Annotated in this window: 3 protein-coding genes and 1 pseudogene; 3 read left to right on the top strand and 1 reads right to left on the bottom strand. The window is 52.6% G+C overall.

Annotated elements, in window-relative coordinates:
* Positions 1-98: 98 nt before the first annotated feature.
* Positions 99-1250, top strand: coding sequence for a metallophosphoesterase (locus Q0X57_RS07215; RefSeq protein WP_297729618.1), 1152 nt, complete (start codon positions 99-101; stop codon positions 1248-1250).
* Between the two features lie 4 nt (positions 1251-1254).
* On the top strand, positions 1255-2244 hold the full coding sequence (gene hemH, locus Q0X57_RS07210; protein ID WP_297729616.1) for a ferrochelatase: 990 nt from the start codon (positions 1255-1257) through the stop codon (positions 2242-2244).
* 97 nt (positions 2245-2341) lie between these two features.
* Here hemH and Q0X57_RS07205 read toward each other — a convergent pair whose 3' ends face one another.
* Positions 2342-4978 (bottom strand): TonB-dependent receptor, encoded by a 2637-nt coding sequence (locus Q0X57_RS07205; RefSeq protein WP_297729614.1) that lies wholly within the window; start codon positions 4976-4978, stop codon positions 2342-2344.
* 425 nt (positions 4979-5403) lie between these two features.
* Here Q0X57_RS07205 and Q0X57_RS07200 point away from each other — a divergent pair.
* Positions 5404-5763: pseudogene (locus tag Q0X57_RS07200) on the top strand (C10 family peptidase); the annotation flags it as partial.
* Between the last annotated feature and the right edge of the window lie 365 nt (positions 5764-6128).

Genomic DNA, 6128 nt, shown 5'->3' with positions numbered 1-6128 from the left:
CTCTGGGCGACGGTCGTCTCGGCGTCGATGATTATCTACTACTTCAAGAAGTGGACTACTAGCGAGCAACCTTCACCCTTAGCGTAAAACCTCCGAATATGCACGTCCTCCTCTACACGCTCTTCATACAACTCATAGGTATCCTCTACCTCGTGTGGCGTGGAGGGCAGGCAATGCCTCGTGGCTGGTGGCGACGGTCGCTGCGTGGGGTGCTACTAGCCGACTTGCTCTTCGTCCTTGTGGTGGTTTTGCTGCGTCATCAGCTTTCGTCAGCGCTACTCACCTTTAGCATCGTCTTCGTCTGCTCGTGGGCTTTCGTACTCCTATATATAGTACCCCTAGTGCTCCTGATCAATGGAGGACGACTACTCTACAAGCGCATCACGGGACAAACGGTTCGCTCACGGCTAGGCGACAGGGGATACCAGCGAGCTAAGTGGGTTCTCTTCTTCGCTACGGTAGCGATCTCGGCAATCCTCATGATGTATGGCTACCAGCAGGCTGCGACACCGCACATAGTGGAGCATAAAGTGGAGCTAACCAAGCCACTCGGGGCTGATCGGGAACATCTGCGGGTGCTCTTCGTGTCGGACCTTCACTTTAGCGAAACGATCGGACGACCCTTTGCGGAGCGATTGGTGGAGCTTTACAAAAAGACCGAGCCTGACCTGATGCTCGTGGGTGGGGATATCTTTGACTACTACCCCGACCCTGCTTATCTAGACAGCATCCCAGAGATTATGCAGCAGATCACACCGCCACTAGGCTGCTACTACGTACTGGGCAATCATGAGTATCGCTCCGACATGGCGAAGAAGAAGGCCTGGATCAAGCTCGTCGGGGGAACGCTCCTCGTGGACTCTATCGCAACGCCTGGCGGAGCAGTGACGCTCATCGGACGGGATGACTATACGCAGCGTGGGCGGGCTACGCTCTCTGAATTAATTGGTCAGATACCGCAAGAGAGCCAGCGACTGCCACGCATTCTCTTCGAGCACCAGCCGAGACAGCTAGACAGCCTCGCAAGCAACGGCATTGACTTGGCACTCTATGGACATACACACGATGGACAAATCTTCCCCTTCACCCTACTGGTGCGTGCTTACTATCCGATAGCGCACGGCTTCACTGAGCGATACGGTACGCCTGTCTACGTCTCTAGTGGATATGGCGCTGCGGGGCCAGCGATGAGACTCTTTACCAATAGTGAGGTGGTAGTCTTCGATTTGTACAGCACTAGCAAGCAATAAAGCCTTGACACAGCAGATCATACTACTGACCAATACGGGCTCTCCACGGACAGCTGACGAGGAGGATGTACGGAGATACCTACAGGAGTTTCTCACTGATGGGGACATCATCTCTGTACCCTATCTGATGCGACAGCTACTGGTACGTGGCATCATCGTGCCTCGTCGCACGCACTTCTCATCAGAGCGGTATCGTCGCCTCCTGGCGCTCTCCGATGGGGTCATGCCTCTGACCGCAGAGATGCAGCGACTCGCAGAGCAAGTCGCTCAGCTGACGCAACTCCCAACGCTCTACACACCACGCTATACGCAGACAAGCCGTGCTCAGTGGGGCGAGCGTATTGCCCAGCTTGTCGGGACGGACGATGTGGAGGTGCTACTGCTCCCGCTTTTTCCTCAGTACACGAGGAGTAATGCGGGGAGCGCCATCACCTATTTCTCGGATCTGCCTAAGCCTACTGGAGGACATTACAAGACCTCTGTGCTGACTCCTTGGGGTACCGACCCGCACTACATCCAGCAACTGTCTGAAGTGCTCCAAAGTCATGTGAATACGAGCGACAGTACCTACCACTACATCGCCTCCTATCATAGTATCCCCGAGGCGCATCTGAAGTACGACCAGACGCATGGCTGGGACTACCACGCTCAGTGTGTCGATACGCTACAAGCTTTGACCCATAGACTAGGCGTGCCTGAGGAGCGGGTTCATCTGACCTTTCACTCCGCTATGGGGCATGGGTGCTGGCTACAGCCGACGCTCGTCAGTGTACTGCAAGAACTCGCAGCTCAGGGGGTACGTCGCATCGTACTCTTTAGTCCTAGCTTTGTCTCAGATTGCCTAGAGACGAAGTTGGATCTGCAGCTGGAGGCTCGTGATCTATTCCTTGCGGCCGGTGGCGAAGAGCTTATCTACGTGCCCTGTCTCTCCACCCACCCCGATAGTGGGGCGCTCATCGCTAGCTTAGTCGAGCGGGTACAACGGCAACGCTAGCCCCACTGTTGCATAAACCAAGAAGGGTGCAAACTAGACTTCTCTCTAGCTTGCACCCTTTTGCTTAGGTTGAGACCGCAGTCTCAGTCTGGAGGGCTTAGAACTTCATCGTCATACCCATATAGACCGTGCGAGGCTGCATAGGTCCGTAGATATAGCCACTATCACGTCCGCCACCTAGGTCAAAGTCATTTTGGAATGAGTTGAGTAGGTTGTTGGCTCCGAGGAAGAGTTGCAGAGATGAAGAGGTGAAGATGTCGAAGTCGTAAGAGATACGAGCACCTAGATCGAAGAATGAAGGTGTCTTCTCGATGCGTCCCCACTTAGGAGCAGCACCGCTCTTGTCCTTAGCACCAGCCTCACGCTTACCCTCAGCAACGAGCTTGCCGTCTATGACTGCGCTCTCAGCACCATACTCGATAACGTGCGGAGCAAACATAGAGCCCGTATAGTTGCACGTAGCGGTTAGGTTAAGCGTAGAGACAGGGTTGTAGGTTAGCGTTAGGTAGCCGTAAGTCATAGGCGTCCTCATGAAGTTGCGGCTCTTGAGCTCAAAGCTAACAAACTTGCCGTCGCCATCGGTAAGGAAGCCGTCAGCCTTCTCTGGGCCATTGTTTTCAAGCGTATTGATATCGCTAGGAGCCTTCTCGTTTTCACCCTTGATGAGCGAACGCTCTACGCCTGTGCTCTCAGCCTCATCCCAGAGGCTCTTGGCAATGGTAAAGCCAGCCTGTACGGTAAAGCGCTTGTAAGCAACCTTACCCTCGATATTGGCACCATAGACCGAAGCGTTCGAAGCGTTGTAGCGCTCAAAGAGTGTAAAGTCATCACGCTCCTCTATAGGACGTGTGTTGAAAGCGCCCTTGAGACGTGTGAAGAAGCCCTCGAGGAGGAGGTTAGCCTGCATAGCTCCGTGAGAGAAATACATATCGTTGCTCAGGTTGAAGCTGTGGCTGTACTCAGGCTTGAGGCCCTTCACGTTGACAACCTTCTGTGCCTCACCCGATACGACACCGACGTGTAGATCCTCGTCGAAGGTCTGAGGAGCGCGGAAGCCCTGTGCATAGGAAGCACGGAGGTTCATCCAGGTGAATGGATTGTAGCGTAGCGTAGCACGAGGAGTGAAGATAGGCTTGATAGCACCCTTGTCAGTTCTAATTGCTGAGTGCTCATCGAGACGACCACCGAGGAGGAGGGTAAAGACTTTGTTCGTCCATTCAATCTGAGCGATCTGGCTTAGGTTGTGAATACGCTGATCTAGACCAGGAGCGCGAGAAGTGCCGTCAGGTAGCTTCTGATACTTGAGGATAGGCATCTCATCGTTGAGGTGGTCGTATAGATACTCAGCACCGACGAGGATATTGCCTGGCATGAAGAAGAGTCTATCCGTCTTGTAGGTGTACTGAGCACCGCCCATAGCTACATTGCCGTGAGTCAGACCGTAGTTGTCACCGTACGCCTCCTTAGGTGTAGGGTGTCCCTCCGAAGCCACCTTGTCCTCATCGATACTACCGTAGTAACTGTTGCGGACGATACGCTGACCAGAGGCGTAGAGCTGGAAGTTGTGCTTGTAGTCTGCTGTGTGAGCATCGTAGCGTAGATTACCGCTTAGGATCGAGTGACCGACACTCTCTGCGACAGCGACCACGTGCTCAGGACGCTCGAAGTGGTCACCACCACGACGCTTCTCCTGGATGGAGTGGATCTCAGCGGTAATCTTGTTGTAGGGGTTGAGGCGGAAGAAGAGATGCGTACCGAGTGCACGGCTCTCTAGCTGTCCTATCTCGGAGAAGCCATCGCCATTGGCATCCCAACCTGTACGTGTACGATGCTGTCCGAAGATCATCGCACCCATCTCACGGTCAGGGCTGAGGATAGTACCGTTGAAAGCAATCGTATTGTCTGGCTTCTTGCCACCGATGAGTGAGAAGTTTTCGCTCAGTGAGAAGCTATTGGTCGTAGGCTCCTTGGTGATTACGTTGACCACACCAGCGATAGCTGAAGAACCGTAGAGTGCTGAACCACCGCCACGGACGACCTCTACGCGGTCTATCATATTAGCGGGGAGCTGCTCTAGACCATATACACCAGCTAGTGCGGAGAAGACGGGACGGCTATCGATCAAGATCTGCGAGTAGCGACCGTCTAGGCCGTTGATACGAACCTGGTTGAAGCCACAGTTCTGGCAATCGTTCTCAACACGGATACCAGGCTTGAAGGCAAGACCACCCGCAAGGTTGACCGCATTATTGAGTTGGAAGCTCTTACTGTCGATCACCGATACCAGGGTAGGAGCGTAGCGACGTAGCGTGCGCTGACGGTTTGCTGTGACAACCACCTCCTCAAGCTGAGTGTCATCAAGGATCGCCTCAAAATTAACCTCTAGCGTCTCCCCTTTCTTGAGGGTGACCTCCTTGACCTGAGTCAGATAGCCATCAGCAAGCATCGTAAGGGTGAGCTTGCCAGGCTTCTGATTGCGGAAGGAGTAGTGACCCGAAGCATCGGTCGTAACCGAGACATTGTACTGCTGGATGATGATGGTAGCGCCAGCGATGTGCTTTTTCGTCGTAGCGTCCACCACGTGACCCGTGATGTGCGCATCGGCATGAGTAGATACGATAGGCAGCGTGCGCTCAGCTGTAAGAGCTGCAGGCGCAGCCACCGCCATAGAGAGCGAGCAGAGAGTCGCAAAGAGTGCGCTCATCGCCCTGATTGGTAGTTTACTGTACTGCATAGATTATGATTATTAAGATGATATATTGCTCTTTTATTGAGGCACAAAGATAAGACAACTCACACGAGCTAAGGACATTTAATTGCAAAATTACCCCCTACTGGGTAGTTGCACAGTTGAGTGCGTACCTGTATAAAGGTATCTTCGGACAGCTTTCTCCCAGACTATCCCTTGATACTTGCTGAGTTGAGAGTAGTTTCTCTGCGGAGAAACTAGAGTTTCATACAGGTGAAACTAGAGTTTCACCCAAGTGGTACTGATAGTTAGCTTAGACAAAAGCTTCCTCAGCACGCAGTGTTGACCAGATTTGTAAGAGGTCTTGACTCGTGGCTAGAGCCTTACGCGACCACTTTCGCTACGACAAGTGCGTGAGCTACAAGAGTCGTGCGAACTATACGCAGGCTACCTAGAAGCAGCTACTACGTAATGAGTTGATTGCCGCTCGACCTATCGTCTGTAGTGGCGGTGACCACGCATTTGTCTGTGATGGGTATGATGCGAATGGTCTCTTTCACATCAACTGGGGCTGGGGAGGCATGAGCGATGGCTACTTCAACCTCAACTACCTGGTTCCCTCAGAGCTAGGCATCGGGGGTGGTGGCTTTAGCATTAGGCAGGGGGCAGTCATTGGGATTATTCCTGATCGTACGGGCACCTCTCAGCGAAGGGAGTCTTCCGTAGTTACCACTTGGCGCTTCAGTATGCGCTTTGACAAGAGCACACTAGACGACAAACAGCTACTAAGAGGCTGCTACATTGCGATGGACTCCATCACCGCAATGTAGCAGTCTCTTTTTGTCTCTCTCGGTGGTACAACTTCAAAAGGTGGAGGAAATCGGACAATTCCTCCGTAGGAATCTAGGATTATCCAGCGAGGAAGCGAAAAACTCTTCCGAAGTTTCATTTCATTCATCCGAACTTTCATTTCATTCTTCCGAAGTTTTATTTCACCCCTCGGTGGAGAATTTTCGTTTGCTCCCTAAGGATTTCTGATTTCCTCGGGAGATATTGACATCAATAGATATATAAGCGGAGCTATAGCGTGAGTATATGGTGCTACGTAGCGATACTCCACACAGCCCCCCCTTATTTATTGTCAGGTGTAGGCTCTAAAATATAGGATTATGAATGTATCCCCCCTATAGAAGGC

The sequence above is a fragment of the uncultured Porphyromonas sp. genome, assembly GCF_947254915.1.
GTDB lineage: Bacteria > Bacteroidota > Bacteroidia > Bacteroidales > Porphyromonadaceae > Porphyromonas.
The sequence above is the reverse complement of the archived record's forward strand: the minus strand, read 5'-3'. Positions and strand labels throughout refer to the sequence as shown.

What these genes read in the sequence shown, in the direction of transcription:
- Q0X57_RS07215 (WP_297729618.1), top strand. Translation starts at nt 99, where the DNA reads ATGCACGTCCTCCTCTACACGCTCTTCATACAACTCATAGGTATCCTC.
- Q0X57_RS07205 (WP_297729614.1), bottom strand. Translation starts at nt 4,978, where the DNA reads ATGCAGTACAGTAAACTACCAATCAGGGCGATGAGCGCACTCTTTGCG.